The sequence below is a fragment of the uncultured Roseovarius sp. genome (genome assembly GCF_947489715.1).
Classification (GTDB): Bacteria; Pseudomonadota; Alphaproteobacteria; order Rhodobacterales; family Rhodobacteraceae; genus Roseovarius.
In genome coordinates this window covers 196,028-221,147 of record NZ_CANLER010000005.1, presented here as the reverse complement: position 1 = coordinate 221,147, position 25,120 = coordinate 196,028, and the positions used below count along the sequence as shown (strand labels likewise).

The 25,120-nt window shown below is 59.5% G+C and carries 27 protein-coding genes; 23 read left to right on the top strand and 4 right to left on the bottom strand.

Annotated features, from left to right (window positions below):
- Positions 1-67: 67 nt before the first annotated feature.
- Positions 68-1,621: an ABC transporter substrate-binding protein gene (locus Q1B27_RS14635; RefSeq protein ID WP_299848541.1), complete on the bottom strand. Its 1,554-nt coding sequence runs from the start codon at positions 1,619-1,621 to the stop codon at positions 68-70.
- A gap of 328 nt (positions 1,622-1,949) precedes the next feature.
- Between Q1B27_RS14635 and betI the strand changes: the two genes are divergently transcribed.
- The 6 genes from betI (at position 1,950) to Q1B27_RS14605 (ending at position 7,827) form a co-directional block, all read left to right on the top strand.
- The gene (gene betI, locus Q1B27_RS14630; RefSeq protein ID WP_299848540.1) at positions 1,950-2,537 is read left to right on the top strand and encodes a transcriptional regulator BetI; all 588 of its coding nucleotides are present in this window, start codon (positions 1,950-1,952) and stop codon (positions 2,535-2,537) included.
- Positions 2,534-4,042 (top strand): choline-sulfatase, encoded by a 1,509-nt coding sequence (gene betC, locus Q1B27_RS14625; RefSeq protein ID WP_299848539.1) that lies wholly within the window; start codon positions 2,534-2,536, stop codon positions 4,040-4,042. Before betI ends, betC begins: the two co-directional genes overlap by 4 nt.
- A gap of 85 nt (positions 4,043-4,127) precedes the next feature.
- The gene (gene betA / locus Q1B27_RS14620) at positions 4,128-5,786 is read left to right on the top strand and encodes a choline dehydrogenase (RefSeq protein ID WP_299848538.1); all 1,659 of its coding nucleotides are present in this window, start codon (positions 4,128-4,130) and stop codon (positions 5,784-5,786) included.
- A 126-nt stretch (positions 5,787-5,912) separates the two neighbouring features.
- Entirely contained in the window at positions 5,913-6,494 is a 582-nt protein-coding gene (locus Q1B27_RS14615; RefSeq protein ID WP_367181353.1) for a thermonuclease family protein, read from the top strand.
- 109 nt (positions 6,495-6,603) lie between these two features.
- Positions 6,604-6,840, top strand: coding sequence for a YdcH family protein (locus Q1B27_RS14610; RefSeq protein ID WP_299848536.1), 237 nt, complete (start codon positions 6,604-6,606; stop codon positions 6,838-6,840).
- Between the two features lie 309 nt (positions 6,841-7,149).
- The gene (locus tag Q1B27_RS14605) at positions 7,150-7,827 is read left to right on the top strand and encodes an outer membrane beta-barrel protein (protein WP_299848535.1); all 678 of its coding nucleotides are present in this window, start codon (positions 7,150-7,152) and stop codon (positions 7,825-7,827) included.
- Between the two features lie 46 nt (positions 7,828-7,873).
- Here Q1B27_RS14605 and Q1B27_RS14600 read toward each other — a convergent pair whose 3' ends face one another.
- Both Q1B27_RS14600 and Q1B27_RS14595 read right to left on the bottom strand, forming a co-directional pair.
- Entirely contained in the window at positions 7,874-9,274 is a 1,401-nt protein-coding gene (locus tag Q1B27_RS14600; RefSeq protein ID WP_299848534.1) for a short-chain fatty acyl-CoA regulator family protein, read from the bottom strand.
- A 198-nt stretch (positions 9,275-9,472) separates the two neighbouring features.
- Positions 9,473-10,699: a multidrug effflux MFS transporter gene (locus Q1B27_RS14595; RefSeq protein ID WP_299848533.1), complete on the bottom strand. Its 1,227-nt coding sequence runs from the start codon at positions 10,697-10,699 to the stop codon at positions 9,473-9,475.
- A gap of 171 nt (positions 10,700-10,870) precedes the next feature.
- Between Q1B27_RS14595 and Q1B27_RS14590 the strand changes: the two genes are divergently transcribed.
- The 8 genes from Q1B27_RS14590 to Q1B27_RS14555 all read left to right on the top strand — a co-directional run bounded on the left by Q1B27_RS14590 (position 10,871) and on the right by Q1B27_RS14555 (position 17,285).
- The gene (locus tag Q1B27_RS14590; RefSeq protein WP_299848531.1) at positions 10,871-12,403 is read left to right on the top strand and encodes an acyl-CoA carboxylase subunit beta; all 1,533 of its coding nucleotides are present in this window, start codon (positions 10,871-10,873) and stop codon (positions 12,401-12,403) included.
- A gap of 24 nt (positions 12,404-12,427) precedes the next feature.
- The gene (locus tag Q1B27_RS14585) at positions 12,428-12,763 is read left to right on the top strand and encodes a hypothetical protein (RefSeq protein WP_299848530.1); all 336 of its coding nucleotides are present in this window, start codon (positions 12,428-12,430) and stop codon (positions 12,761-12,763) included.
- 8 nt (positions 12,764-12,771) lie between these two features.
- The gene (locus Q1B27_RS14580; protein WP_299848529.1) at positions 12,772-13,158 is read left to right on the top strand and encodes a DUF6497 family protein; all 387 of its coding nucleotides are present in this window, start codon (positions 12,772-12,774) and stop codon (positions 13,156-13,158) included.
- 214 nt (positions 13,159-13,372) lie between these two features.
- Positions 13,373-13,513 (top strand): hypothetical protein, encoded by a 141-nt coding sequence (locus tag Q1B27_RS14575; protein ID WP_299848528.1) that lies wholly within the window; start codon positions 13,373-13,375, stop codon positions 13,511-13,513.
- A 72-nt stretch (positions 13,514-13,585) separates the two neighbouring features.
- A complete protein-coding gene (locus Q1B27_RS14570; RefSeq protein WP_299848527.1) occupies positions 13,586-13,951 on the top strand; it encodes a hypothetical protein in 366 nt (121 codons plus the stop codon).
- A gap of 400 nt (positions 13,952-14,351) precedes the next feature.
- Positions 14,352-14,558 carry a hypothetical protein gene (locus Q1B27_RS14565; protein ID WP_299848526.1) on the top strand — a complete coding sequence of 69 codons (207 nt, stop codon included), beginning with the start codon at positions 14,352-14,354 and terminating at the stop codon, positions 14,556-14,558.
- A gap of 134 nt (positions 14,559-14,692) precedes the next feature.
- Positions 14,693-16,738, top strand: a complete 2,046-nt coding sequence (locus Q1B27_RS14560) for an acetyl/propionyl/methylcrotonyl-CoA carboxylase subunit alpha (protein WP_299848525.1) — start codon at positions 14,693-14,695, stop codon at positions 16,736-16,738.
- Positions 16,739-16,742: 4 nt separating this feature from the next.
- Positions 16,743-17,285: a hypothetical protein gene (locus Q1B27_RS14555; protein WP_299848524.1), complete on the top strand. Its 543-nt coding sequence runs from the start codon at positions 16,743-16,745 to the stop codon at positions 17,283-17,285.
- Between the two features lie 10 nt (positions 17,286-17,295).
- On the opposite strand, the gene Q1B27_RS14550 is transcribed toward Q1B27_RS14555, so the two are convergent.
- Positions 17,296-17,751, bottom strand: coding sequence for a DUF4174 domain-containing protein (locus Q1B27_RS14550; RefSeq protein WP_299848523.1), 456 nt, complete (start codon positions 17,749-17,751; stop codon positions 17,296-17,298).
- Between the two features lie 176 nt (positions 17,752-17,927).
- Between Q1B27_RS14550 and Q1B27_RS14545 the strand changes: the two genes are divergently transcribed.
- Genes Q1B27_RS14545 through Q1B27_RS14505 form a run of 9 tightly spaced genes read left to right on the top strand, consistent with a single transcriptional unit; the run spans position 17,928 to position 25,118 of the window.
- Positions 17,928-18,863, top strand: coding sequence for a hypothetical protein (locus Q1B27_RS14545; protein WP_299848522.1), 936 nt, complete (start codon positions 17,928-17,930; stop codon positions 18,861-18,863).
- On the top strand, positions 18,835-20,964 hold the full coding sequence (scpA, locus tag Q1B27_RS14540; protein WP_299848521.1) for a methylmalonyl-CoA mutase: 2,130 nt from the start codon (positions 18,835-18,837) through the stop codon (positions 20,962-20,964). The genes Q1B27_RS14545 and scpA overlap by 29 nt, the downstream gene beginning before the upstream one ends.
- 1 nt (position 20,965) lies before the next feature.
- A complete protein-coding gene (locus Q1B27_RS14535; RefSeq protein WP_299848520.1) occupies positions 20,966-21,325 on the top strand; it encodes a VOC family protein in 360 nt (119 codons plus the stop codon).
- Positions 21,322-21,828, top strand: a complete 507-nt coding sequence (locus Q1B27_RS14530; RefSeq protein WP_299848519.1) for an MAPEG family protein — start codon at positions 21,322-21,324, stop codon at positions 21,826-21,828. The genes Q1B27_RS14535 and Q1B27_RS14530 overlap by 4 nt, the downstream gene beginning before the upstream one ends.
- Positions 21,829-21,868: 40 nt before the next feature.
- Entirely contained in the window at positions 21,869-22,480 is a 612-nt protein-coding gene (locus tag Q1B27_RS14525; protein ID WP_299848517.1) for a VOC family protein, read from the top strand.
- Positions 22,477-22,965, top strand: coding sequence for a GNAT family N-acetyltransferase (locus Q1B27_RS14520; RefSeq protein ID WP_299848516.1), 489 nt, complete (start codon positions 22,477-22,479; stop codon positions 22,963-22,965). Before Q1B27_RS14525 ends, Q1B27_RS14520 begins: the two co-directional genes overlap by 4 nt.
- A gap of 43 nt (positions 22,966-23,008) precedes the next feature.
- Complete coding sequence (locus Q1B27_RS14515) at positions 23,009-23,686, top strand: molecular chaperone DjiA (protein ID WP_299848515.1); 678 nt, start codon at positions 23,009-23,011, stop codon at positions 23,684-23,686.
- A gap of 1 nt (position 23,687) precedes the next feature.
- Positions 23,688-24,719, top strand: coding sequence for an endonuclease/exonuclease/phosphatase family protein (locus tag Q1B27_RS14510; protein WP_299848514.1), 1,032 nt, complete (start codon positions 23,688-23,690; stop codon positions 24,717-24,719).
- Positions 24,720-24,755: 36 nt separating this feature from the next.
- Positions 24,756-25,118, top strand: a complete 363-nt coding sequence (locus Q1B27_RS14505) for a hypothetical protein (protein WP_299848513.1) — start codon at positions 24,756-24,758, stop codon at positions 25,116-25,118.
- Positions 25,119-25,120: the final 2 nt, after the last annotated feature.

The window sequence follows — 25,120 nt, the reverse complement described above, 5'->3', positions numbered from 1 at the left end:
GATCTTTTTGATGCGGCAATAAAAAAGGGCCGGATGAACCGGCCCTTTCTGTCGTGGTGATTGCGGTTTAGGCGAAGGACCAGCGTTCAGCCCAGCGTTCGCCATCCATATCCCAGTTCGAGGCGAAACTGTCGGAGGTTTTCACCTTGTTGGAGGTGGCAAACACATAGTTCGCGAACATCGGGATGATGACGCCACCCTGGTTCGACACGATGTCCTGCATCTCGTGATACATTGCTTCGCGCTTGGCCGGGTCCAGTTCGGCACGGGCTTCGACCATGAGGGCCTCGAACTTGTCGTGGCACCAGAAGCTGTCGTTCCAGGCCGCGCCACAGGAATAGGCGGTGGCGAACATCTGATCCTGCACCGGACGGCCCGACCAGTAGACGGCCGAGAAGGGTTTCTTCATCCAGACATCCGACCAGTAGCCATCATTGGGCTCGCGCACGACCTTGAGGTCGATGCCAGCAGCCTTGGCCGAGTTCTGGTAGAGAACGCCAGCGTCAACAGCACCCGCAAAGGCGGCGTCGGCCGCCGACAGGCTGACCTCAAGACTGTCCAGACCTGCTTCTTTCAGGAAGAACTTGGCCTTGTCGGGATCGTATGTCTTTTGTTCCAGATCCTTGTTGTAATACTGCTGGCCCTGACCGATCGGAATGTCGTTACCGACCGAGCCGTAGCCGAACAGGATCTTTTCGACCAATTCTTCGCGATTGATCGCGTATTTCAGCGCCTGACGCACGTTATTGTTGTCAAACGGGGCCTGATTTGTGGACATCGCGAAGGTGAAATGCTGTGTGCCCGCCACCGAGTTGATGTTGATGTTGGCGTTGCGGCCCAGCAGACCGACGGTTTTCAGGTCCAGACGGTCGATCACGTCAACGTCGCCCGACACCAGCGCGGTTGTCCGGGCGTTCTGGTCAACAAGTGCCAGCATTTCGATGCTGTCAAAGAAGCCTACATCGTCACGCCAGTGGTTCGGGTTCCGCTCCATGGCGACCGAGACGCCGAAGTTCTTGGACTTCAGGATATAGCTGCCGCAGCCGTCGCCTGATTCCCAATCGATGCTGTCATCTTTGGCCGGGTGGATCGTCAGGTGGTAATCGCTGAGGATGAAGGGGAAGTCAGCATTGCCGCCCGACAGCTCGAACACGACGGTGTCGCCATCGACGCTGATATTATCAACCGGTGCAACCAACGGGCCGGCGGCAGAGGTCGAGTCTTCGCCACGGTGGAAGTTGATCGACGCGGCAACATCTTCTGGCGTGAGGTCTTTGCCGGAGTGGAATTTCACACCCTGGCGCACTTTGAAACGCCATGTTTTGGCGTCTGGCGTGGCTTCCCAGCTTTCGGCCAGTTCCGGCGCCAGCGAGCCATCTGCCAGCACCTCGGTCAGACGACCGTGGATGGCAAAGGCCATGCCGATGGTAAAGCCGTTTTCCCAGGTGCCAGGGTTCAGCGTGTCGGTTGTCTGGCCGTGACCCTTGCCAACGCGCAGGTGGCCGCCACGCTTGGGGGCAGCCATCGCACCGCTCAGCGGCAGAGTGGCGGCCATTGCAGTGGCAGCGGTTGTCTGAAGGAAGCGGCGTCGATTCAGACCGCCATTGATTAGCTTCGTCATAAAGGTATCTCCCTGATTGTTTTAGTGTTCATGGAGTCCGCCGCTGCGGGGCAGGGCTGGACCTTGTTCCATTTTGTCGATCGTAGCAGCGCGTCCGCAGAAACATGCGTCACAGAAACGGTAGATTTCGTCATTATCTGGCACACACCTGTCGGGACGCGACGTTAGCTGAACGGCCAAAGCTTAGGCTGAGGCCTCGCCAATGTGCAAGATCATTGTGACATTTCAGCAAAGTGTGAGCGAGCAAGTAGCACCTGCTTTTTATTGATTGACGAGTCAATTAAACACGCTTACGACAAATTTGCAATTCGAAAATAGGGAGCGTTCAATGCCGAAGGTGGGGATGGAACCGATACGCCGTTCGGCGTTGGTTGAGGCCACGATCCATGAAATCGGTGCCCAGGGAACGCTGGATGTGACCGTCAGTCAGATTGCCAAAAGGGCAGGGATGTCGAGCGCGCTGGCGCATCATTATTTCGGTTCCAAGGAACAGATTTTCGCCGCCGCGATGCGCCACATCCTGACGCTGTTCGGGGCCGAGGTGCGGGGGGCCATGCTGATGGCGAAGACACCGCGCGACCGGATTGAGGCGATCATCCGCGCCAGTTTCGCACCGGCGCAGTTTCGGCCCGAATTTGTTTCAGCCTGGCTGAATTTCTACGTTCAGGCGCAAAAATCAGACGAGGCGAAACGGCTATTGCATATTTACCAGCGGCGCACCCGGTCGAACCTTCATCATGCGTTCCGCCAGATTGCCGGGGCGGATGCCCGGACATTGACCCGGGGCCTCGCGGCCATGATCGACGGCCTTTACATCCGGCAGGCCCTGCGCGCCGATCCGATGTCGCCCGCCACCGCGATCGACGTGCTTTTGCATTACCTCGACACAAGCCTGCCACAAGGATCGGATGAATGAGCACACCCAACATTCTGATATTCATGGTGGACCAGTTGAACGGAACATTGTTTCCCGATGGTCCTGCCGATTGGTTGCATGCGCCTAATCTGAAAAAGCTGGCAGCGCGGTCAACGCGATTTGCCAATGCCTATACCGCCTCGCCGCTCTGCGCGCCAGGGCGGGCAAGTTTCATGTCTGGCCTGTTGCCATCGCGCAGCCGGGTTTATGACAATGCGGCAGAATTTGCCGCTGATATTCCGACCTATGCCCACCATCTGCGCCGGGCGGGCTACCAGACCTGCCTGAGCGGCAAGATGCATTTTGTCGGCCCCGATCAGATGCACGGGTTCGAAGAGCGTCTGACCACCGATATCTACCCGGCCGATTTCGGCTGGACGCCGGATTACCGCAAACCCGGTGAACGGATCGACTGGTGGTATCACAACATGGGGTCGGTGACCGGGGCGGGGGTCGCCGAAATCTCAAACCAGATGGAATATGACGATGAGGTTGCCTATAACGCGACGCGCAAGGTCTATGATCTGGCGCGTGGACATGACGACCGGCCCTGGTGCCTGACGGTCAGTTTTACCCACCCGCACGATCCTTATGTGGCGCGCAAGAAATACTGGGATCTCTATGAGGAGTGCGAGCATCTGCTGCCGGAAGTGCCGGCAATGGCGTATGACGATCACGACGCCCATGCGCAGCGGATTTTTGATGCCAATGACTGGCGGTCCTTCGATATCTCCGAGGAAGATATTCGCCGGTCACGCCGAGCCTATTTCGCCAATATCTCGTATCTCGATGACAAGATCGGGGAGGTGATGGAAGCGCTGGAAACCACCCGGCAGGAGGCGGTGATCCTGTTTGTCAGTGATCACGGTGACATGCTGGGGGAGCGGGGCTTGTGGTTCAAGATGAGTTTTTACGAAGGGTCGTCGCGTGTGCCCCTGATGATCGCCGCACCGGGCATGGAAGCGGGTCGGGTGGCGACACCGGTCAGCACAATCGATGTCTGCCCGACGCTGTGTGATCTGGCCGGTGTCAGCTTGGAAGAGGTCGCGCCCTGGATTGAGGGGCAGAGCCTGGTGCCCTTGGGGCAGGGCGCTGAACGGGATGCGCCGGTGGCAATGGAATACGCGGCAGAGGCGTCATATGCGCCGCTGGTGTCGTTGCGGTATGGCAAGTGGAAGTACAACCGCTGTGCATTGGACCCGGATCAGCTTTTTGATCTGGAGGCCGATCCACATGAATTGGCCAATCTGGCAGGGATGCCAGAGCACGCCGGAACACTGGCGCAGTTGCAGGCCAAGGCCGAGGCGCGGTGGGATTTGGCGGCGTTTGATGCGCAGGTTCGCGAAAGCCAGGCGCGGCGGTGGGTTGTCTATGAGGCTTTGCGCAAGGGAGGGTATTACCCGTGGGATTATCAGCCGCTGCAAAAGGCGTCCGAGCGGTACATGCGCAATCATATGGATTTGAACGTGGTTGAGGAAAATGCGCGTTTCCCGAGGGGAGAGTGATGCGTCGCCGCCTTGATGCGTCGCCCACCCACCCACCCCGCCGCATCAAGGCGGCTGGGATGCAAACTGCGTGAATGAGGGGCTGATGGAAGCGGATTATGTAGTTGTAGGGGCGGGCAGTGCGGGGTGCGCAATGGCCTATCGCCTGGCTGAAGCGGGCAAGTCGGTCCTGGTTGTCGAACATGGCGGCACCGATGTGGGGCCGTTCATCCAGATGCCCGGTGCGCTCAGCTATCCGATGAACATGAAGATGTATGACTGGGGGTTTCAGAGCGAGCCCGAACCGCATCTTGGCAACCGCAGGCTGGCCTGTCCGCGGGGCAAGGTGATCGGCGGATCGTCCAGCATCAACGGAATGGTTTATGTACGTGGCCATGCGCGTGACTATGACCACTGGCGCGATCACGGCGCGGAAGGCTGGGGGTATGCGGACGTGCTGCCCTATTTCAAACGAATGGAATGCTGGGACGATGCGGGCCATGGCGGCGATGCAGGATGGCGCGGGCAAAACGGGCCGTTGCACATCACCCGCGGCACGATGGAAAACCCGTTGACGCGCGCCTTTGTGCAGGCCGGGGGGCAGGCGGGGTATGAGCTGACCAACGATTACAACGGCGAAAAGCAGGAGGGCTTCGGCCCCTTCGAGATGACCGTCAAGAACGGTCAGCGGTGGTCGGCTGCCAATGCCTATCTGAAACCGGCGCTGAAACGCGAAAATTGCGACTTGGTGCGGGGGCTGGTGCACAAGTTAGTCATCGAAGATGGCCGGGCTGTCGGGGTTGATGCGACTGTCAAAGGCCAGCGTCAGGTGGTCCGCGCGCGCGTCGAGGTGATTGTCTCGGCATCGGCCATCAATTCGCCCAAGATCCTGATGCTGTCTGGCATAGGGCCCGGCGCGCATCTGACAGAGCATGGGATTGACGTCGTGGCAGACCGGCGTGGTGTCGGCGCCAACCTTCAGGATCATCTGGAGCTATATATTCAGATGGCGTCAAGCCAGCCGGTGAGCCTCTATAAATATTGGAACCTGGCAGGCAAGGCCTATGTCGGGGCCCGCTGGCTGATGGGGTTTGGCGGGCCGGGTGCCAGCAACCAGTTTGAAAGCTGTGGGTTTGTCCGGTCGGACAAGGGCGTCGATTACCCCGATATCCAGTTTCATTTCCTGCCAATCGCCGTGCGCTACGACGGTAAGGCTGCGGCGGAAGGGCACGGTTTCCAGGCCCATGTCGGGCCGATGCGCAGCAAGTCACGCGGGGCGGTCACGTTGCGCAGTGCCGATCCGATGGATGATCCGGTGATCCGATTCAACTATATGAGCGACGAAAGCGACTGGGTCGATTTTCGCAAATGCATCCGGCTAACGCGCGAGATTTTTGGGCAAGACGCATTCAAACCCTATGCAAGCCACGAAATCCAACCGGGTGCTGCGGTACAAAGCGATGATGAGCTGGACGATTTCATTCGCGAACATGCCGAAAGCGCCTATCACCCCTGCGGCACATGCAAGATGGGTCGCGCGGATGATCCCGACGCCGTCGTTGACCCCGAGGGTCGCGTGATCGGTGTCGACGGCCTGCGCGTGGCCGACAGCAGCATTTTCCCGCAGATTACCAATGGCAATCTAAATGGACCTTCGATTCTGGTGGGCGAAAAGATGGCCGATCATGTGCTGGCGCGGGATCCATTGCCCGCCGACAATGCCGAACCATGGACCAGTCCCCGCTGGCGCGAGGCTCAGCGTTAACTGATTGACAACTAACGGCTTGCATCGGGGTGGGCTGACACCGATATAAACCGAATGTTAAGGATTTGTTCGGTTCTTGTTCTTCTGGCGGTATCTGCTCCGGCCTTGGCGGGGGTAGATGGAACCGTGCGGGTCATCGATGGTGATACATTGGATGTGGGCGGGGTGCGTGTGCGATTGCACGGGGTGGACGCGCCCGAAGTCGGACAGAGATGCAAAACATCCAGCGGTGAAAGTTGGGATTGCGGCACCTGGGTCAGCCGGGAGATGCGCGCACGATATCAGGGCAGTGACGCCAAATGTGAACCGATTGAAATGGATCGCTATGGCCGGGTTGTGGCGGTCTGTCGCGTTCTTGGCGTCGATCTGGCGCGCAGATTGGTGCAGGACGGCATGGCGGTCGCGTTCCGGAAGTACTCCAACGCCTATGTGCAGGATGAGGTGCAGGCCAAACGCGCCCGGACCGGCATGCACGCGGGGACGTTTCAGCGCCCGGCGGCGCATCGTCAGGCCCGGGCGGCAGGTGGCATCGCGCCTGACGCTGCCTGTCATATCAAGGGTAACATCAATCGGTCAGGTGATCGGATTTATCATCTACCTGGGCAGCGCTTTTACGATGTGACGACGATACGTACACAGCAGGGCGAGCGATGGTTTTGCAACGAGTCCGGCGCCCTCGCGGCAGGATGGCGCAAGGCCAGACGTTGATTTTCATTGCTATTCGGCACATTGTTGGGCCGCTTATTTGATCGGGGTCAATGTTGCCTTGCTATCGCGACGCTAGGTTTGTCGGAAAGACAACAAGGAGAGACGCGATATGTCCCACACCCCACATGAGTTGCACGAAGAATTCCCGGAATTTGGCGAAAAAATCACCAGCCTGAAAGCGGATGACGCGCATTTTGCCAAGCTTGCGGATGAGTATCATGAGGTGAACCGGGCCGTGCACAGAGCAGAGACCAATGTAGAGCCGATTGCGGAGACGGCAGAGGTCGAAATGCGCAAGAGGCGCGGTCAGTTGAAGGACGAGCTCTACAGGATATTGTCCGCTTAGGATCTTCGCTCAGAAAAAAAGATGGCATTTCGTCAGGCCGGTGCAGTATTTTTCTGACTGCGCCGGACCTGAGGTGATGCCAAAGGTTTCACGGGGTATTCAGTGGACCGGTGCGGGTTGTCGCAGGATTCCGCGTGTGATTTCAGATGCTTTCCGTCTGATCAATTGTATGCGGCAAGTGGGCGCTCTCGACCGGGGTTTTATTCGCTCAACAGCGCTCACGTTCCAGACAGAGATCGTGCAGTGACAGTCTTAAGGCTGGCTGCGATTTGGGAATCCTGTTTGAAACGATCTAGCGAGAGCGATGCAATGAAACGCACAATCCTTCTTTCCGCAACCCTAGCGGCAGTGTCAGGCGCCGCAGCACCGGCAATGGCACAAGACTGGTACGGCCAGTTCTTTGGTGGCGTGACCTTTTCGGATGACGCCAGGTTTTCGGGCGCTGTCGGGGGCAGCCCGCAATCCGTTATCACCAATCTGGACGATGGCTATAACCTAGGGGCTGCCATCGGAACCACGCTGCCGGGCCTGAGCTTTGGTGGGGTCAGCCTACGTGGCGAGATCGAGCTGTCCTACAGCGAAAACGATGTTGGCTCGGTCAACTTTTCTGGCAATGGCCCGGCCCCCGAGGCCAACGCCGGTGGCGATATTTCATCGACCTATCTGTTCGGCAATGTGATCGCTGATTTCGCGACGGGTACGAAATTCACGCCATATGCCGGTATCGGTCTTGGCGTTGCCTTCGTCGATCAAAGCGTGAGCTATGGCACCGGCGTTTCGATCAATGGCAATGACGAAGTGTTTGCCAGCCAGCTTATTCTGGGCGGGGCGTATGCCCTGAACGACAAGACCTCCTTGTTCAGCGATGTCCGGTATATACGCAGCTATGATGTTGCCGGTACACGGACGGCCCCCGGAAGTGTTGCGCGGGTCAGTGATGATCTGAGTAATGTCGCCCTGAATGTGGGCGTCCGTTTTAAGTTCTGACCTGCCAAGGCAGGGTCCGCGCTCATGTCGCGGGCCCTGTGTCCGGCTATCCGACCTTGTAGGGCAGGACACCGCGTTCGTCCGGCGTGATTGACAGACGCCTTTCCAACGGTGGCACCGAACGCTGGTGACAATCGGTACGTTCGCAGATGCGGCAGGAAATGCCGATGGGTTCGAATGCGCGGGCGTTGGTCAGGTCCATATCATCTGCATAAATCAATGCCTCTGCATGTTTGACGTCGCAGCCCAGTGCGATGGCAAAGCGGCGCACTGGCGCACCGTATGAGCCGCCGGATTTCGACACATCACGTGCCAGGCTGATATAGCGCACACCGTCTGGCGTCTCGGCCAGTTGGCGCAGGAAACGGCCCGGCGTTTCAAAGGCACGGTGCACATTCCAAAGCGGGCAGGCACCGCCGAAACGGGCGAATTGCAGCCGTGTGGCCGAATGACGCTTGGTGATCGTGCCCGCCTGATCGACACGCACGAAAAAGAAGGGCACGCCTTTAGCACCGGGGCGTTGCAGGGTCGACAGGCGGTGGGCCACTTGTTCGATGGATGCGCCGAAGCGGTTGGAGAGAACTTCGAGGTCGTGGCGGGTGGTGCGGGCGGCATCGAGAAAGCGGGTGTAAGGCATCAGCGCGGCACCGGCAAAGTAGTTGGCCAGACCGATCTTGGCGATGGAACGGGCGGCGTCGGACTGAAAATTCGCAAAGTTCAGCGTCGCCTCCAGCAGCTTGTCCTGGGTGAGCAGTGCCAGTTGCAGCAACAGCTGGAAGATGCGTGTTTCGGGCGCGACGCGAGAGGAGATATAGAGTGTTCCGTTGGCGCGGTCGAACGCGCGCAGCTTGTCGGTATCGGCATCGGTGACGGTGATCCCGAGCGCGCTCAACCGGTCGATGGCAATGTCGCGGATGGTGCGTTGCGCGCCGCTGGGTTGGGCAAACCGTTCAGCCGCGCGATCAACGGCATCAATGTAATTATCGCAATAGTGAAAGAAATCGCGCACTTCGTCCCAGGGGCTGGATTGCGTTCTGGAATCTTCACGCCCAAGCGCCTCGTCCAATGAAGCAAGGCGTTCATGGGTCTGCCGATAGGCGCTGTGAAGCTCAAGAAAGGCCCGCGCCAGGGCAGGTGCATTCGAGGCGGTCAGTCGTAAATCTGCAAGCGGGGGCGGGGTATCGCCAAAAATTGGATCGGCCAGTGCCTCGCGCATGTCGCTGACCATGCGTTCGGCGTCGCCGGTTGAAAGTTCGGTCACGTCAAAGCCGAATTCCTGCGCCAGGGCCAGCACGACGGTGGTGCTGACGGGGCGGTTATTGTTCTCCATCTGGTTCAGATAGGGTAGTGACACCCCCAGCTTGGCGGCAAAATCCTTTTGGGTCAGGCCAAGCCGCTGACGGGTTTCACGCAGCTTGGCACCGGCATAGAGTTTTTGTGTGGCCATGTCCGACCCCCGAGGGTTTGCAGGTTTGCTTGGTCATCAGATTAGATTTGCAAAGCGCGTGAGGCAAGGGCCACTGAGACCCTGAAAATCTGGCGAAAATCAATGTCGGTATAACGTCGGTATTTTGTCGGTATTACGTCGGTGCAATTCAACGACGGCAAACCTGACAGGCCGGCCGGAATCGCGGCGATTGCTGGGTCAGGTCGCTTCGCCGCCCGCCAGTCGGCGTTCCCGGCGCATCACCATGATGATGGCCAGAATGGCCAGCACGCCCGTGCTGAGCATGATCCACAACAACGGGAAGGCCCCGGTTTGGGGTGTCAGCATCGCACCGGCGAGCGCCGAGAGGGCGGCGCCGAGGCCGATCATCAGCGCACCAGCCAGACCGCTGGCCGTACCGGCAAGATGCGGGCGCACCGAAAGTGCACCGGCAGTGGCGTTGGGGATGGTCATGCCATTGCCCAGCCCCATGAAAGTCATCAGCCCGAAGAAGCTTAGTGCGGTGCCCAGCCCGGCATAGAACAGCGCCAGGTTGAAGGCGATGCCAATGGCGTTGATCAGCGTGCCCCAATAGACCATGCGATTGATACCGATGCGCACGGAAAAGCGACCCGACAGGAAGTTGCCGATGAAGTAGCCGATCGCGGGCGCGCCGAAGTAGATACCCAGCAGTTCGGGCGGCAGGCCAAAGACCCGGTCGCCGACAAAGGGCGCGCCCCCCAGATAGGCAAAGAACGATCCCGAAGACAGGCCCGATGCCAGCGCATAGCCCCAGAATCGCGGCGAGGCGAAAAGCTGTGGGTATTCCTTGAATTGCTGGCCCATCGTGCGGCCCGACAGGGGGGCGGTCTCTCCCAAATCGGCCCAGGTGAGCCAGAAGACAAGCGCGCCCAGCACCAGCAACAGCCAGAAGTTCGATTGCCAACCAAAGGCCGCGTCGAGCATGCCGCCGATGGCCGGGCCGATCATCGGAACCACTGCCATGCCCATCGTGACGTATCCGATCATGCTGGCGGCCTGTGCCTCGGGCACCATATCGCGCACGATCGCGCGGCTGAGGACCATGGCGACCACGATCGTGGCCTGCATCATACGGAAGGTCAGAAAGACATAGATGTTACCCGCCAGCACGCAGCCCAGCGTCGCCAGAAGAAACAGTGCTGTGCCCCACAGGATCACGGGTCGGCGGCCCCAGCGGTCCGAGATTGGCCCAACCACAAGTTGCAGAACGGCGTTCACTGCGAGGTAAAGCGCAACTGATAGTTGCATTAGCCGGTAGTCAGTCTCGAAATAGGCCGTCATGCCCGGCAGGCTGGGCAGAAAGATATTCATCGCCAGGGCGGCCAGACCGGCGAGTAGAATGAGTGTCAGGATATGTGGTGCTGTCCCGCGATCCAGAAACCGGGCATTGGAATGTTGACCCATGAAACATCGGTACGCCCGGGATTTTCGGAAGTCCACGCCACAGCCGAAAACTTAGCAAATTTACTGATTAACAAAATGACGTTTTCAATACTTTGCAAATTTGCTGGATTCTGCTTTCCAGTGCCCCATCGTTTTCTCTATGATCCCGCAATAGCCGAAAAGGGGAGCGCCATGAAAGACATTCTTCAAGAACTGGAAGATCGCCGTACGGAAGCCCGTCTGGGTGGGGGTGAGAAACGGATCACCTCGCAGCATGGCAAGGGCAAGCTGACCGCCCGTGAGCGGATCGAGCTATTGCTGGATGAGGGCAGTTTTGAAGAGTTCGACATGTTCGTGGCGCATCGCTGCACCGATTTCGGTATGGAAAAGGTCAAGATGCCCGGTGACGGCGTGGTGACCGGCTGGGGCACGATCAATGGCCGAATGGTCTATGTGTTCAGCCAGGATTTCACCGTGTTCGGCGGGTCGCTGTCGGAAACCCATGCGCAGAAAATCTGCAAGATCATGGACATGGCGATGCAGAACGGCGCGCCGGTTATTGGCATCAACGACTCAGGTGGTGCGCGCATCCAGGAAGGGGTGGCGTCGCTTGCCGGCTATGCCGAGGTGTTCCAGCGCAACATCATGGCCTCGGGCGTTATTCCGCAGATCAGCGTGATCATGGGGCCCTGTGCCGGTGGCGCTGTCTATTCGCCCGCGATGACCGATTTCATCTTCATGGTCAAAGACACGTCCTACATGTTCGTGACCGGCCCCGATGTGGTCAAGACGGTGACGAACGAGGTGGTCACCGCCGAAGAGCTGGGTGGCGCCTCGACCCACACCCGCAAGAGTTCGGTCGCCGACGGCGCGTTTGAAAACGATGTGGAGGCGCTGGCCGAAGTGCGGCGTCTGGTCGATTTCCTGCCCCTGAACAACCGCGACAAGGCGCCGGTCCGGCCCTTCTTTGATGCGCCCGGTCGGGTGGAGGACAGTCTGGATACGCTGATCCCCGACAATGCGAACACGCCCTACGACATGAAGGAACTGATCGAAAAGGTCGCGGATGAGGGGGATTTCTACGAGATCCAGGAGGATTTCGCCAAGAATATCATCACCGGGTTCATCCGTCTTGAAGGGCAGACCGTGGGCGTTGTTGCCAATCAGCCGATGGTGCTGGCCGGGTGTCTGGACATTGACAGTTCGCGCAAGGCAGCGCGGTTCGTGCGGTTCTGCGATGCGTTCGAAATTCCGATCCTGACGCTGGTGGATGTGCCGGGCTTCCTGCCGGGGACCTCCCAGGAATATGGCGGGGTGATCAAGCACGGGGCCAAGCTGCTCTTTGCCTATGGCGAGGCGACGGTGCCGAAGGTCACGGTGATCACCCGCAAGGCCTATGGCGGGGCTTATGACGTGATGGCGTCCAAGCATCTGCGCGGCGATTTCAACTATGCCTGGCCCACCGCCGAGATCGCGGTGATGGGCGCCAAGGGGGCGACCGAGATCATCCACCGCGCCGATCTGGCCGACAGCGACAAGATCGCGGCCCATACGGCGGATTACGAAGATCGCTTTGCCAACCCGTTCGTGGCGGCCGAGCGCGGCTTCATCGACGAGGTGATCATGCCGCATAACACGCGGCTGCGGGTCAGCCGGGCCTTTGCGTCCCTGCGCAACAAGAAGCTGACCAACCCATGGAAAAAACACGATAATATTCCGCTCTGATCCTGTTTACCCCAAGGAAACCCGATGTCCCGCGACCGCTGGCATATCCTTCGTGACGAGACCGCGCTGACCCTGGCGCGGCGGGTGCCGGTGCGGTTTGATCTGAGCGCGACGACGCAATTGCCCGAAGGGTCGCGCCTGAAGGTGGCGCAGCAAGTGCGGCAGGATATCTGGCGGGCGCTCAGAAATCTCAGGGGGTTTGCGCCGGTGGTGCGGGTGGAACGTGTAATCTCGGGCCTGGAGGTGACCGCAGGCGGGCAGGTGGCCGGGGTTTTCCCACGGGCCGAGGCCGAGGCGCGGATTGCCGGGGTGCTGAATGACCCGCGGAACCGTGCGCGCTGGACGCGATGGTCGCGGTGAGGGCACGGTTGGCATATCTGGCCGCTGCCGTGGTCCTTGCCTCTGGCGCGGGCGCAAGCAAGGCGGATTCTGTCGTTTTGCCCTCGGGGCTTGAAACGCATTTGCAGGAAATGCTGTGGGACAGGCCCGGCGGCGGGCTGGTCTATCGGTTTCGCTTCGTCGCCCCGGAATTATCGACCGATGAGGCTGATTTTGACCTGGTGCGCGCGGATCTGGAGCATCTGTGCAACGAATTTGCGTTGCCGAAACTGTCGAATGTTGGCCCGATGCCCGGTCAGATCATCATCTCAATGGCAGATCGCGCAAGCGAGTTTGGTGTCTATGACCCTGACATAACCCAGGTTTTCGAAGCGTATCGCATCGAAGACGGAACCTGCATCTGGGAGGTTTTCTGATGCGACCACAATATGTTGCATATCAACGTTCAGGTGCAGGAGCGCGCGCGGATTTTGGCGCAGGCCAGCGTGGTCAGGATGGTTACGCATGTCAAACCATGCGGCAATTCGATAGGATGCGCGACGATTGCCAGATGGCAGTTCAAAACTCGAGCAGCGGGCGGATGGGGCGTATGACGCCGTATCTGTGCCTCCAAAAACACGGGAAACTAACATGCAGAAAACATTCAAAAGCCTTCTGGCTCTTGGCCTTGTCGGACTGGTCGCAGCCTGTGCGCAGCCGGCAGAAGAGGAATTCGTCGTGGTCGAGCCTGAGCCGATCTCGACCGAGCCGGCGCCAACCGGCAAATACTGATTACTACCGGGTGGGGCGGGCTTGCGGGCCTGTCCTGTCCCGCATCCACCCCGGTGACGCGGGGGATACAGCATGTTGAAGCATCGCGGGTTTCCCGGGCGTCTTCCCGGCACGGATTTTCAATTCACCATCCGGCGCGCCAACCCGAAGGGCGTGACAGCGATCACCCGGCGCGAGCGTTTTCGGGATCGCAAACCGGCAGATCGCCGGGCAGATGCTGCGTTTCTGGGAGCCCTTTGGGATCACTTTGGGGATCAACCGTTTGAGCGTGGCAATCTGGACGCCGGACGCCTGAGTTGGCTTTTCGGCCGCGAGGTGCTGCCGGTGGAAGATCCTTTTGATTCGCAAAGTTACGAGGCATTGCTGATTTTGGATGTCGCGGCAATCAAAGCCGCCTTTCCCGACGTAATTGACGGTGACGGGGGTGCGCAGCCATGAAACTTAAACGATTAAAATCTTCTCATTACTCGACCATGGATTGCAAAAACGGCGCATTTTTGCCCATGAGTTGCGCGAATACGCGGAATACAGCCGATGCGGTCGTTAGGGGCGTTATCCCCTTGGAAGGTGCAATTTTTGCGGGCAGCATCAAAACTGTAGTGGCGGCCCCCCCCCAATGGGCCGAGACGCATAGTCTAATCCGTTACCCTTCCCCTTACGGGCGGTCTTGTACATTTTGGTGCAGGCCGCCCTTTTTTCGTTTGAATGAAATGGCTTACCCGGATCGGCGGGGCATTGCCCAAAGCACTGTACCGGGGGTGATTGGTTTTGACCGACGGAAGGGAATGGCGTTCTATCCCGCTACACCTGGTCAAAGGACTCAGTGGGGATCAAACCGATGCATTTCACCTTCATTCTCATACTGTCGATCGTGGCGCTTGCCAGCCTCAGTGCGTGCGGTGACACGCTGGGCGAGCAGGCGCTTATCGGCGCAGGGGCCGGTGCGGGCACCGCGCTTGTGCTTAATGGCAGCGTCGCCGGTGGCGCGCTTGTCGGCGCGGCGGGCAATGTCGCCTATTGCCAGGCCTATCCACGCCGCTGCTAACCTGAACCAGCGCCCCGTCGCGGGCGCGACTGATCTGATACGAACCACTGGTGCATCCGCATGCGCCGGTGGTTTTTTGTTGCAAATTCCGCGTGTTACGAGGCGCGGCCAGGAACTGATAGAGGGGACGAGAGATGTTTAAGAAGATCCTGATAGCGAACCGGGGTGAGATTGCCTGCCGGGTGATCAAGACAGCCCGCAAGATGGGCATCAAGACGGTGGCGATCTATTCGGATGCGGATCGCAATGCCCTGCATGTGAAGATGGCAGATGAGGCCGTGCGTATCGGCCCGCCGCCGGCGAACGAATCCTACATCGTGATCGACAAGGTGATGGAGGCGATCCGTCAGACCGGTGCCGAAGCGGTGCATCCCGGCTATGGTTTTCTGAGCGAAAACAGCAAGTTTGCCGAAGCACTTGAAGCCGAAGGCGTGGCCTTTATCGGGCCACCCAAGGGGGCGATCGAGGCGATGGGTGACAAGATTACCAGCAAGAAGATCGCGCAGGAGGCAGATGTCAGCACCGTGCCGGGCTATATGGGCTTGATCGAGGATGCCGACGAGGCGGTGAAGATCAGTAACCAGATCGGCTATCCGGTGATGATCAAGGCCAGCGCCGGGGGCGGCGGCAAGGGCATGCGCATCGCCTGGAATGATGACGAGGCGCGCGAGGGCTTTCAAAGCTCCAAGAACGAGGCCGCGAGCTCGTTCGGCGATGACCGGATTTTCATCGAGAAATTCGTCACGCAGCCGCGCCATATCGAGATCCAGGTGCTCTGCGACAGCCACGGCAACGGGATTTACCTGAACGAGCGGGAATGCAGCATTCAGCGCCGCAACCAGAAAGTGGTTGAGGAAGCCCCCAGCCCGTTCCTGGATGAGGCGACGCGCAAGGCGATGGGCGAGCAATCGGTGGCCCTGGCGCAGGCGGTGGATTACGCCAGCGCGGGCACGGTGGAATTCATCGTTGATGGCGAGAAGAACTTTTACTTCCTCGAAATGAACACAAGGTTGCAGGTGGAACATCCGGTGACGGAACTGATCACCGGGGTTGATCTGGTCGAGCAGATGATCCGCGTGGCCTATGGCGAAAAACTGTCGCTGACGCAGGCCGATGTCGGCATCAACGGCTGGGCCATTGAGAACCGGCTTTATGCCGAGGACCCCTATCGGGGCTTCCTGCCGTCGATCGGGCGTTTGTCGCGTTACCGCCCGCCCGCCGAGGTGGCCGCCGGGCCGCTGCTGGAGAACGGTAAGTGGCAGGACGAGGCGAAGCCGGGTGAGACCGCCGTGCGCAACGATACGGGCGTGTTCGAAGGCGGCGAGATCTCGATGTATTACGACCCGATGATCGCCAAGCTCTGCACCTGGGCGCCTACGAGGGCGGAGGCGATTGAGGAAATGCGCGTGGCGCTGGACAGTTTCGAGATCGAAGGCATCGGCCACAACCTGCCTTTCCTGGCGGCGGTGATGGATCACCCGAAATTCATCAGCGGTGACATGACCACGGCCTTCATCGAGGAAGAATATCCCGATGGTTTCGCCGGTGTGACGCTGGGCGATGACGCGTTGCGCCGGATCGCGGCCAGTGCCGCGGCGATGCACCGGGTGGCCGAAATCCGGCGCACGCGGGTGTCGGGGCGGATGGACAACCACGAACGCCGCATTGGTGAGGATTGGGTGGTGACCCTGCAGGGCGAAAGCTATGCGGTGGTGATTGATGCTGATCGCGAAGGGTCGATCGTGCGCTTTGCGGATGGCACCCAAATGCGTGTCGAAAGCGACTGGACTCCCGGCGACAAACTGGCGCTGCTGAGCGTTGACGGCGCACCGCTGGTGCTGAAGGTTGGCAAGGTCTCGGGCGGGTTCCGCATCCGCAATCGCGGCGCCGACCTCAAGGTGCATGTCCGCACGCCGCGGCAGGCGGATCTGGCGGCGTTAATGCCTGAGAAACTGCCACCTGATACATCCAAGATGCTGCTCTGCCCGATGCCCGGACTGATCGTGAAGGTCAATGTCAGTGAAGGCGACGAAGTGCAGGAAGGGCAGGCGCTGTGCACGGTTGAGGCGATGAAGATGGAAAACATTCTGCGGGCCGAGAAAAAGGCGGTCGTTTCGGCGATCAAGGCCGGGCCGGGCGACAGTCTGGCCGTCGATGACGTGATCATGGAGTTCGAATAATCTGATGCAGCGGGCAGTCAGCCATAATCGGACCGGAGGGCGGGCACGTTTCGTGCTGGCCCTGATGGCCGTGGCTGTGCTGTCCGGCTGCTGGCGCGAGGATGAGGCGGATTTGCGGGGTCGGCTGGATCGCTGGTTCTCGATCGGCGAGACGGTGGCGTTTCATGCGAATTCCGATTGTGTCGCGGCGGCGTTCAGGCTGGTGCAGATGCAGGTGAAATCGCCCTTGTCGGTGGCCAGTGCAGCCCCGCAGGCGTTGCGCACCCTGTCACGCCACGGTGCTGTGGCGCTGGATAATCCGCGGCAGGCGCCGGATGCCGCGTTGGTCGAGGTGATGAACACCGACCGGTCGACTGGCATGATGATGCGCCGCGCGGCGCTGGAGGGGCGTTTGTGTATGAACAACGAAACTGAAAGTGCGTTTCGCTATGCGCTGGACAATCCGCGCACGGTGCTTGCCTTTGACACTGAATCGGCGACCCTGATGCTGCTTGACCCTCATACCGGGCTTCTGGTGGTTGCACGGGGGGCTGCGGAATGGTTGTGAGCGCGGGTTTTCAGCTGCCGCCAAGACCGTCGCGGATTTCCTGCTGGCGCATCGGCAGCTTGTCGATCACGCGGGTGATCTCGCGCACGTTCCAAGGGAAGGGTTTGCGCAGGTATTTGATACCGTCCTTGCCGATGAGAACCATCATGAAGCCACGCGGGCGCAGTTTCTTGCGCAATTTGCTCTCGGCCTTGGGATTGGTGTCGGTCAGAACGATCACGTCGCGCTCGGCCAGCGCATCCAGACGCTGGGTTATGTATTCCATTTGCTGGATGAAGCGCGGGTCGGCGGGGGTGTCGGCAAAGATGATCAGGGGTCGGTTTAACCATAAAAATTCGTTCAAATCCACCGCTTCGCCGGAGACGATGCGCGGATGCTCGTACACATCCTCATCTTTTTCAACCTCCTGCGCAGCAGCGCCGACGGCCCAAAAGCTTAGCAAAACAAAGGGTAAGAACTTTTTCATCGCCTCTCCTGTAGGCTGGAATATAAGCGTGCGCGACGGGATTGCGAATAGCAATTGCGACGGTGGTCGTGAAAATTTTAACATTAATCTCATTGATAGCTTTGGAGTGTCAGCATGCCGGTCATGACCCTTCAAACGCCTCAATTCGTGGCGATTCGACAAAAGGCAACCCCGCTATGGACGTAATTCTGCATCTGGGGGCCCACCGGACGGCCTCGACCAGTTTTCAGCACTATATGCGTGCCAACACATCCCGGCTTGAACAGGTCGGTGTTGGGTTTTGGGGCCCGTTGCGGACGCGCGATGGTATTCTGACCGGGGTGATGCCATGCGACACGGATCAGACACCCGATGAACAGCTGGCTGCGGCGCAAGCCCGTATCCTGCAAAACCTGGATCGGGCAGAGAAGCGCGGTATCACGCATTTGGTGGTCAGCGATGAAAATGTTGTCGGCTCGCCGCGCAACAACCTGCGCAAGGCCCAACTTTACGGTGGTATGGGTGAACGGATGGCGCGGTATTCACAGGCGTTTGGCGGGCGTCTGACGCGGCTGGTGCTGTCGATCCGGTCGCAGGATATGTATTGGAGCTCGGTCACGGCCTTCGCGGTGGCGCGGGGACACAAGGTGCTGCGGAGCGAAGAGCTGGCGCGGCTTGCAAGCGGCACCCGCCAGTGGCGCGATGTGATCACCGATCTGGCCTGCGCTGTACCGGATGTCGAGATTCAGGTGCATTCCTACGAGGTTTTCGGCGGCATGCCTGAGCGACGCCTGGCAGCCATAACCGGCCTGGATGAAGGTCCAAGCCAACATGCCCGGGAATGGCTGAACCGCGCCCCCGGACTGAGAGAATTGCGAGAGATTGTGGCGGAACGGGGCGAAGACCCCGGCGCCTTGCCAGCCGGTGAAGGCCGCTGGCACCCGTTCGACAGGGACCAGGTCATGGCCTTGCGCGAAGCCTATGCAGACGATCTGTACTGGCTGCGTGCAGGCGCGGATGGTTTGGCGACATTAATTGAAGAAACCGCATCGGCGAAGGCAGGGAAACAACCGTCCGCCGATGACGCGACAAGAGGACAAACTGATGGGAAAGACGACCGACGACTGGCGTGATCTGGCTGAAAAAGAACTCCGGGGGCGACCGCTGGACGATCTGACGTGGAAAACCCTGGAGGGGATCGACGTCAAACCGCTCTATACCGAAGACGATACTGCAGGGCTTGAGCATATGGGCAGTCTGCCTGGGTTCGGCCCGTTTACCCGTGGGGTGAAGGCAACGATGTATGCCGGGCGCCCCTGGACGATCCGCCAATATGCGGGCTTTTCGACGGCCGAGGAATCGAACGCTTTCTATCGTCGCAACCTGGCGGCGGGCCAGCAGGGGGTCTCGGTCGCGTTCGATCTGGCGACGCATCGCGGCTATGACAGTGACCACCCGCGTGTGATTGGCGATGTCGGCAAGGCTGGCGTGGCGATCGACTCGGTCGAGGACATGAAAATCCTCTTTGACGGTATCCCGCTGGACAAGGTGAGCGTCAGCATGACGATGAATGGCGCGGTAATTCCGGTTCTGGCCAGTTTCATCGTCGCAGGTGAAGAGCAGGGCCACGATAAATCGGTCCTGTCGGGCACCATTCAGAACGATATTCTGAAGGAATTCATGGTGCGCAACACCTATATCTACCCGCCCGAACCCAGCATGCGGATTGTCAGCGACATCATCGAATTCACCTCGAACGAGATGCCTAAGTTCAACTCGATCAGCATCTCAGGCTATCACATGCAGGAGGCCGGGGCGAACCTGGTGCAGGAACTGGCCTATACGCTGGCGGATGGGCGCGAATATGTGCGCGCGGCGATCGAGGCCGGTATGGATGTGGACAAGTTCGCCGGGCGGCTGAGTTTCTTCTTTGCCATCGGGATGAATTTCTTCATGGAAGCGGCCAAACTGCGGGCGGCGCGCCTGTTGTGGCACCGGATCATGACCGAATTCGACGCCAAGAGTGAGCGTTCGAAAATGCTGCGCACCCATTGTCAGACCTCTGGCGTCAGTTTGCAGGAGCAGGATCCCTATAACAACGTGATCCGCACGGCCTATGAAGCGATGAGCGCGGTGCTGGGTGGTACGCAATCGCTGCATACCAATGCCCTGGACGAGGCGATTGCCCTGCCGACGGATTTCAGTGCCCGGATTGCGCGCAACACCCAACTGATCCTGCAGGAAGAAACCGGTGTGACCAATGTGGTCGATCCGCTTGCGGGCAGCTACTATGTCGAAAAACTCACGGCTGATCTGGCCGACGAAGCCTGGAAGCTGATCGAAGAGGTCGAGGAGATGGGTGGTATGACCAAGGCCGTGGCCAGCGGCATGCCCAAGCTGAGGATCGAAGAAAGCGCTGCCACGCGGCAGGCCATGATCGACAAGGGCGATGAGGTTGTCGTCGGGGTCAACAAATACCGCAAGGACAGTGAAGACCCGATCGACATTCTGGATATCGACAACGCCAAAGTGCGTGAGGCGCAGATCGCGCGGCTTGAAAAAATCCGTGCCAGCCGGGACGAGGCGGCCTGCCAGGCAGCGTTGGATGCGTTGTCACGACAGGCAAAAGAAGGTGGCAATCTGTTGGCGGGGGCGGTCGAGGCCGCGCGCGCACGCGCATCAGTAGGAGAAATCAGCATGGCAATGGAAAAGGAATTCGGACGTCACCGCGCCGAGGTCAAGACACTGGCCGGTGTCTATGGCGCGGCCTATGAGGGCGACGAGGGCTTTGCCGCGATCCAGAAATCGGTTGAGGATTTTGCCGAAAACGAAGGTCGCCGTCCACGTATGCTGGTGGTGAAGATGGGCCAGGACGGGCATGACCGGGGCGCCAAGGTTATCGCCACGGCATTTGCCGATATCGGCTTTGATGTCGATGTCGGGCCGCTTTTCCAGACCCCGGAAGAGGCCGCGCAAGATGCAATCGACAATGATGTGCATGTGATCGGTATTTCCAGCCAGGCAGCGGGTCACAAGACATTGGCGCCGCAGTTGATCAAAGTGCTCGACGAAAAGGATGCGGGCGATATCATCGTGATCTGCGGCGGGGTCATTCCGCAGCAGGATTACGACTTCCTGAAAAAGGCGGGGGTCAAGGCGATCTTTGGTCCGGGCACCAATATTCCTGACGCCGCGCAGAATATCCTGCGTCTGATCAGCGAAGCACGGGCCTGAGATGTCCGGGCGGGTCACAGGGATCGGCGGCATCTTCTTTCGCACCACGGACCCTGCCGCGCTGGCCGATTGGTATGCGACACATCTGGGCGTCACGAGCTTTGGCCCGTGGCGCCAGGACGAAGGTATCTCGGTCTTTGCGCCGTTTGAGGCGGGCACTGATTATTGGCCTTCGGACCGCCAGTGGATGCTGAACCTGCGGGTCGAGGGACTGGATGCGCTGATCCAGCAATTGGCGCAGGCAGGTATCCCGGCCGAGACCCGGCCCGATGAATGGGACACGCCCGAAACCGGGCGCTTTGCCCGGATCACCGACCCCGAGGGCAATGATATCGAGCTTTGGGAGCCGCCTGCGCCATGAGCAAGCGCGCCTCGATCCTGATCGGAATGGCCATCGGATTGTTATGGTCGGCCGGTATGCTCTGGGTCGCGGCAAATTTCGTGACGCTGCCGGTTTTCACCCTGATCCCTACGATCATGACCGCCTTTCTGGCCCCTGGCATCGTGCTGTTGCTGATGATCGGCCGTCTGGCGCAACGGCGTTTTTTCGATCACACCATCATTGATGGCGCGCCCTTTGCACCGGGAAGCGGAGCGGAGATTGATCAGCGCGTGCTGACCAACACGACCGAGCAACTGGTGCTGGGATTGTGTATCTGGCCCGCGTCTGCGGTGATTCTGGCAGGGGCCGGGCCGGGGGTGATTGTCGTCCTGGGTCTGAATTTCGCGCTTGCCCGGTTGCTCTTCTGGGGTGGTTATCATCTCTCACCTCCCTTGCGCGCCTTCGGGTTTGCAGCCAGTTTCTACCCAACGGTGCTGGTGGCGGGCTGGACGCTCTGGGCCTTGGTAACCTATGGTCAATGATCGCGATACGCTGTCGCGCTGAGAGATTGAGAGACAGGTCATGTTGGAACTCGACCACCTGGCAATTGCCGCTGAAAACCTGGAAGACGGACGCGCCCATGTCGAAGACGCGTTGAAGGTCAAATTGCAGCCCGGGGGACAGCACGCCCATTTCGGGACGCATAATCTGCTGCTTGATCTGGACGATGGGCTTTATCTTGAAGTGATTGCGATTGATCCGGAGGCACCGGCACCCGGCTACCCACGCTGGTTCGATCTGGATCGGTTTTTGGGCCCGCCGAAGCTAACAAACTGGATTTGCCGCACAAACGCTCTGGCCGAGGCGTTGCAGAGTTTCCCGCAGTCAGGTTCGCCGGTTGCGCTGGTGCGTGGTGATCTGCGCTGGCAGATGGCGGTGCCCGAAGATGGCATACTTCCCTTTGGCGGCATGTTTCCAGCCTTGATCGAATGGCAGGGCGATGCCCATCCGGTGCAGCGCTTGCAGGCATCTGGCTGTCACCTTGATCGCTTGGTGGTCAGCCATCCCGAAATATCGCAGTTGAGTGCTGATCTGACCCCGTTGCTGTCCGAAGAAAGGGTGGTTTATGAGGTGGGCGAGGTTGGACTGCGCGCCGAAATCGTCACCCCGGACGGGATCAGGGTACTGGCATGATCATTCGGGATGCCAGGGCTGACGAAGCGGCGCAGATTGTCGCCTACTGGAATCCGCAAATCCGCGATACCACTGTGACCTTTACCACTCAGGAAAAAGACCCGGATCAGCTGGCCCGCGACATTGACATGCGCCAGGCCGAAGGTAAGGCCTTTCTGGTGGCTTGTGACGGGGTGAAAATCCTGGGCCATGCCACCTATTTCCAGTTTCGCAGCGGGCCGGGCTACGGGCATACGATGGAGCACACCGTTATTCTTGATCCGGATGCCTGGGGTTGCGGGGTCGGACGCGCGCTGATGGATGCGCTGGAGGACCATGCACGGCACGCGGGGCACCATTCGATGATTGCAGGTATCAGCGGCGACAATTCAGGCGGTGCGGCCTTTCATGACAGGATCGGATATCGCTATGTAGCTACGCTGCCCGAGGCCGGGTTCAAGTTCGGGCGCTGGATTGATCTGGTGGTGATGCAGAAACTGCTGTAACCGCTGCCTGACAACCCCCTGCAAAGCCTATAGGGTGCCGAACATGTCAATCTGGACACGCATATCCGAGGCGCTTTCGGCGCTGGCCAGTGGCGAGGCACTGAGTGCCGTATTCGACCGGTTGCGCACCCCGCCGGAGCGCAGCGTTGCGTTTACCATCGCCGTTATCGCCCTGAGCGCGAAAATGGCCAAGGCTGACGGCTTGGTGACCCGCGACGAGGTGACCGCCTTTCGCGAGGTGTTCCAGATCGCTGAATCGGATGAGGAAAATGCGGCGAAAGTGTTCAATCTGGCGCGTCAGGACGTGGCCGGGTTCGAGGAATACGCCGTGCGTATCAGGGGCATGTTCGGTGCCGAGGCAGACGCCCTGTACGACCTGATGGAAGGGCTTTTTCACATCGCCATGGCGGATGGCATCTATCATCCGAACGAAGATCTGTTCCTGGAGCGTGTGGCCGAGATTTTCGAAATACCCGCGCCAGAATTCACCGGCCTTCGCAGCCGTTTCGTGCCCAATGCCACACCCGATCCTTACAACGTTCTGGGGGTCACCCCGGACACGCCAATCGACGAAATCCGAAGCGTCTGGCGGCGGATGGTGCGCGAAACACATCCTGACAGGATGGTGGCACGCGGGGTGCCGGAAGAGGCGGTCAAGCTGGCGGAAAAACGGCTTGTGGATATCAACCGCGCCTGGGAAGAAATCAGCGAAAGGGGCTGATATGCGGATCGCGACCTATAATGTGGAGTGGTTCAACGCCTTATTCGACGAGGAGGGCAACCTGCTGGATGATGGCGAGTGGTCCCGGCGGCATGACGTTACGCGATCCGATCAACTGGCGGCGCTTGGCATCGTGTTCAACGCGATTGATGCCGATGCGGTCATGGTGATCGAGGCGCCGGACCATAATGGCAAACGCGCCACCGTTCCGGCGCTGGAAAACTTCGCCCGCATCATGGGGTTGCGCACAACAAAGGCGCTGGTGGGGTTTGAAAACGATACCCAGCAGGAAATCGCGCTGATGTTTGATCCGGCGGCTCTGACGGCCCGGCATGACCCGAAAGGGGAAGAGACCGGCAAAAAGGGTTCGCGCGATGCGCCGCGTTTTGATGGTGTGTTTCGGATTGATCTGGATATCGACAATACCGAGGACCTGGTGACCTTTTCCAAGCCGCCCTTTGAAGTGGCCGTCACCACCGCCAGCGGTATGGATTTGCGCCTGATCGGGGCGCATCTGAAATCCAAGGCCCCGCATGGTGCGCGCAGCCGGGACGAGGTGATGCGCAAGGCCATCGCGAACCGCCGCAAGCAGCAGGCGCAAGCGGTCTGGCTGCGGCAGCGGGTGGAGGCGCATCTGGCGGCAGGCGAGCATTTGATCGTGCTGGGCGATCTGAATGATGGTCCGGGCCTGGATGAGTATGAAAACCTCTTTGGTCATTCGTCGGTCGAGATCATCATGGGCGAGGGGGCCGTGCCTGAGATGAGCCTTTTTGATCCGCATGCACGGCGGGCATTGCAACGGCGGATCGGGGCGATCAACACGACCTCGCGCTTCTATCTGTCCTCGGAAAAACGCTATATTCAGGCGCTTCTGGATTACGTCATGGTGTCGCCGGGATTGCGTGCGAAACGGCCGGAATGGCGTATCTGGCACCCGTTTGATGACCCGAATTGCTGGAGTTTCCCCGAGTTGCGCGATGCGCTGATTTCCGCCTCAGATCATTTCCCGGTGACAATGGATGTGGATATCTGACCTTCTTTTTGCGTTCACCGCGCCTATATGTGATCTATGAAACCCTTTACCCTGACCTTGGCTGCGGCATTGATCGCAACACTCCCGCTTCAAGCGCAAGAAACCGAAGAAAGCGACGGCTTTTCTCTGATGGAGGAGGGCGCAAAGCTATTTTTCCGTGGCATCATGGAAGAGATGGAGCCCGCGTTGGACGATTTGCAGGGGCTGGCGGATGAGATGCAGCCCGCCCTGCGGGATTTCGTGGATCAGATGGGGCCGGCGCTGGCGGATTTACTGGGCAAGGTGGACGATCTGAACGCCTATCATCCGCCAGAAATGTTGCCAAATGGCGATATCATTCTGCGTCGCAAAACACCCCTGGAGCAAGCCGAAGAGCCACAGGGCGAGATCGAGCTGTAACG

Coding starts and splice junctions, on each gene's coding strand:
- Q1B27_RS14610 (WP_299848536.1), top strand. CDS start 6,604: ATGTCCCACACCCCACATGAGTTGCACGAAGAATTCCCGGAATTTGGC.
- Q1B27_RS14635 (WP_299848541.1), bottom strand. CDS start 1,621: ATGACGAAGCTAATCAATGGCGGTCTGAATCGACGCCGCTTCCTTCAG.
- betC (WP_299848539.1), top strand. CDS start 2,534: ATGAGCACACCCAACATTCTGATATTCATGGTGGACCAGTTGAACGGA.
- betA (WP_299848538.1), top strand. CDS start 4,128: ATGGAAGCGGATTATGTAGTTGTAGGGGCGGGCAGTGCGGGGTGCGCA.
- Q1B27_RS14525 (WP_299848517.1), top strand. CDS start 21,869: ATGTTGGAACTCGACCACCTGGCAATTGCCGCTGAAAACCTGGAAGAC.
- Q1B27_RS14515 (WP_299848515.1), top strand. CDS start 23,009: ATGTCAATCTGGACACGCATATCCGAGGCGCTTTCGGCGCTGGCCAGT.
- Q1B27_RS14510 (WP_299848514.1), top strand. CDS start 23,688: ATGCGGATCGCGACCTATAATGTGGAGTGGTTCAACGCCTTATTCGAC.
- Q1B27_RS14560 (WP_299848525.1), top strand. CDS start 14,693: ATGTTTAAGAAGATCCTGATAGCGAACCGGGGTGAGATTGCCTGCCGG.
- Q1B27_RS14585 (WP_299848530.1), top strand. CDS start 12,428: ATGTCCCGCGACCGCTGGCATATCCTTCGTGACGAGACCGCGCTGACC.
- Q1B27_RS14550 (WP_299848523.1), bottom strand. CDS start 17,751: ATGAAAAAGTTCTTACCCTTTGTTTTGCTAAGCTTTTGGGCCGTCGGC.
- Q1B27_RS14595 (WP_299848533.1), bottom strand. CDS start 10,699: ATGGGTCAACATTCCAATGCCCGGTTTCTGGATCGCGGGACAGCACCA.
- Q1B27_RS14520 (WP_299848516.1), top strand. CDS start 22,477: ATGATCATTCGGGATGCCAGGGCTGACGAAGCGGCGCAGATTGTCGCC.
- Q1B27_RS14555 (WP_299848524.1), top strand. CDS start 16,743: ATGCAGCGGGCAGTCAGCCATAATCGGACCGGAGGGCGGGCACGTTTC.
- Q1B27_RS14590 (WP_299848531.1), top strand. CDS start 10,871: ATGAAAGACATTCTTCAAGAACTGGAAGATCGCCGTACGGAAGCCCGT.
- Q1B27_RS14530 (WP_299848519.1), top strand. CDS start 21,322: ATGAGCAAGCGCGCCTCGATCCTGATCGGAATGGCCATCGGATTGTTA.
- Q1B27_RS14505 (WP_299848513.1), top strand. CDS start 24,756: ATGAAACCCTTTACCCTGACCTTGGCTGCGGCATTGATCGCAACACTC.
- Q1B27_RS14565 (WP_299848526.1), top strand. CDS start 14,352: ATGCATTTCACCTTCATTCTCATACTGTCGATCGTGGCGCTTGCCAGC.
- Q1B27_RS14545 (WP_299848522.1), top strand. CDS start 17,928: ATGGACGTAATTCTGCATCTGGGGGCCCACCGGACGGCCTCGACCAGT.
- scpA (WP_299848521.1), top strand. CDS start 18,835: ATGGGAAAGACGACCGACGACTGGCGTGATCTGGCTGAAAAAGAACTC.
- Q1B27_RS14605 (WP_299848535.1), top strand. CDS start 7,150: ATGAAACGCACAATCCTTCTTTCCGCAACCCTAGCGGCAGTGTCAGGC.
- Q1B27_RS14535 (WP_299848520.1), top strand. CDS start 20,966: ATGTCCGGGCGGGTCACAGGGATCGGCGGCATCTTCTTTCGCACCACG.
- Q1B27_RS14600 (WP_299848534.1), bottom strand. CDS start 9,274: ATGGCCACACAAAAACTCTATGCCGGTGCCAAGCTGCGTGAAACCCGT.
- Q1B27_RS14570 (WP_299848527.1), top strand. CDS start 13,586: ATGTTGAAGCATCGCGGGTTTCCCGGGCGTCTTCCCGGCACGGATTTT.
- Q1B27_RS14575 (WP_299848528.1), top strand. CDS start 13,373: ATGCAGAAAACATTCAAAAGCCTTCTGGCTCTTGGCCTTGTCGGACTG.
- betI (WP_299848540.1), top strand. CDS start 1,950: ATGCCGAAGGTGGGGATGGAACCGATACGCCGTTCGGCGTTGGTTGAG.